Annotated in this window: 2 protein-coding genes; both read left to right on the plus strand. The window is 69.5% G+C overall.

Annotation, left to right across the window (positions count from 1 at the left end):
* The coding region (locus AOK00_RS22970; protein ID WP_437441439.1) for an IS630 family transposase at positions 1–1,056 on the plus strand (1,056 nt) is incomplete at its 5' end.
* 282 nt (positions 1,057–1,338) lie between these two features.
* Complete coding sequence (locus AOK00_RS22975) at positions 1,339–2,217, plus strand: sporulation protein (protein WP_055602188.1); 879 nt, start codon at positions 1,339–1,341, stop codon at positions 2,215–2,217.
* The last annotated feature ends 67 nt before the right edge of the window (positions 2,218–2,284 follow it).

The raw sequence follows: 2,284 nt of genomic DNA on the forward strand, positions 1-2,284 counted from the left end.
GATCTGGTGGGGGATGCGCGGCGTCTGTCGCCGTCGGCGCAGGAGGCCCTGCGGCTGCGGGCGGTGGCCGCGTTGGTGGCGGGACGGGGCCGTGAGGATGTGGCGGCCTTGTTCGGGGTGTCGTTGAAGGCGGTCGACATCTGGTGGGCGAAGTGGCAGGCCGGCGGGCGGGAGGCGCTGGCCATGCAGCCGCGGGGCAAGCCGGTCGGGGTGCCTCAGGTGCTCGGGGAGGCTGAGCAGGCCGCGGTGCGGCAGGCTGTCCTCGACTACCGGCCTTGCGACGTGGGCTTGAATGGGCAGTTGTGGACGCGGCGGCTGATCGGCGAGCTGATCACGAAGCTGTACCGGGTACGGCTGACCGAACCGGGGGTGGGCAAGTACCTCAGGCGTTGGGGGCTGTCCTTCCAGCGCCCGGACAAACGGGCCGTCGAGCAGGACCCCGAGGCCGTGGCGCGCTGGCATCAGGAGACCTGGCCGAAGGTCCGAGCGAAGGCGAAGGCCGACGGCGGTGAGATCCTCTTTCCCGACCAGGTCGGCATCCGGTCCGACCAGGTCACCGGCCGCACCTGGGGCGAGAAGGGGAAGACGCCCGTGGTGCGGCGGAGCGGGAACCGGTTCTCGGTGAACGCGATGTCGGCGATCAGTGCCAAGGGCCGGATGCACTTCATGGTCTTCGCCGAGTCCTTCACCGCCGAGGTGATGTGCCGCTTCCTGGACCGGCTCGCCGGCCACTTCGACCACAAGGTCCACCTCGTGGTCGACGGACACTCCGCCCACCGCTCGAAGAAGGTCCACGACTGGCTCGCCGCCCACCCCGACGACGTCGAGCTGCACTTCCTGCCGCCCTACTCACCCGAGCTGAACCCCGACGAGCTGGTCAACGCCGACCTCAAGCACAGCCTGCCCCGGCAGCACCGGGCCCGAGACCAGGCCGAACTCGCCGCCGAAACCAGCCGCTTCTTCCACCGACGGCAGCGCCAGCCGCACCTCGTCCGCGGCTACTTCGGTGGCCCGCACGTCCGTTACGCCTTGGACAAGAACCCCATCAGTTTCTGATCAATAGGCGCGGCCCCGGGCCTTCACCTGGGCCAGGCTCGCCAACGACCTCCCCGGCACCGGACTTCTGGGCGACTTAGCCTCCACTCTGGCCTCGGACCTGTGGAAGGCGACGGTGAGGAGGTGTCCGCCGCCTCGGCCCGTCCGGCATGGGTGAGCGGGGCAGGGTGCCGAGGAGGGCGGGCGAGAAGAGGCGCTTGCGGTGGTAATGCGGCATATGGGATGCCCGGAACCGTCCGCTGGCGAGCTCCTGACGGCCCGGCTGCGGCTACTGTGCGGATCATGGTGTTCAAACGACTGCTCGGCAGTGGAAGCGGCGGCAAGACGGCAGACGGCATACCGCTGGAAGCCGACACACTCCTCCCGGACGAACCGGTGCGCCCCGGGGAGATCCTGCGCGGCGAGGTGGTACTGCGCGCGCTCGACCGGGACGTGCGGATCCGGACGGTCAACGCGCGCCTGGTCGCCAACGCGGCCCCCGCCGCCGTCACCAAGAGCACGACGACGGACGTCAACACGGACACCGGCGTCACCCTCGCCCACTTCCAGGTGACGAGCCTCTTCACCATCCCGAAGGGCGAAGAACGCCGGGTGCCGCTCCGGTACCGGCTGAAGTGGGAGACCCCGGTCTCCGAGGTGCGCGGGTTGCCGCTGGCCGGGATGCGGATCGGTCTGTACACGGAGGTCGATGCCGACGGCATCGCGGACCGCACGGACGTCGACGCGGTCCGCATCGAGACGACGCCCCTGCACGAGACCCTCCTCGACGCCTTCGCCGCCGCCGGATACACCTGCCACAGCGCGTGGGTCGACCCCGAGTACATTCCGCGTACTGAGCGGGAGATCCTCTACAGCCGACAGGGGTTCCATCTCGCCGCGACCGACGCGGACCACCCAAGGAACATGGAACTGTACCTCCACTCCAACGCGGTCGGCGCCGAGATCTACCTCCGAAGGGCCGCCTTGGCGGAGAAGGATTGGTGGGGCAAACCCCCGGCCCTCCGGTACGTCGCCGCCCACCACGAGATCGGCCACGTAGACTTCGAGGCCAAGGCTCGGCAGTGGATCGACAATGTCGCCGCACTGCCCGATACCGCCGTCGATGACCGCGAGCGAGTCGACTACCACCTGGACAGCCCCCGATGGTGGCGCGATACCTGAACAGCACGGATCCTCCCGACTGCCGGCGCGGACGGCGACCGGGACGACTTCGGCAGGCCCAGCGTCG

It is taken from the genome of Streptomyces aureus (assembly GCF_001418135.1).
In the GTDB taxonomy this organism is placed as follows: Bacteria; Actinomycetota; Actinomycetes; order Streptomycetales; family Streptomycetaceae; genus Streptomyces; species Streptomyces aureus_A.

Coding starts and splice junctions, on each gene's coding strand:
- AOK00_RS22975 (WP_055602188.1), top strand. CDS start 1,339: ATGGTGTTCAAACGACTGCTCGGCAGTGGAAGCGGCGGCAAGACGGCA.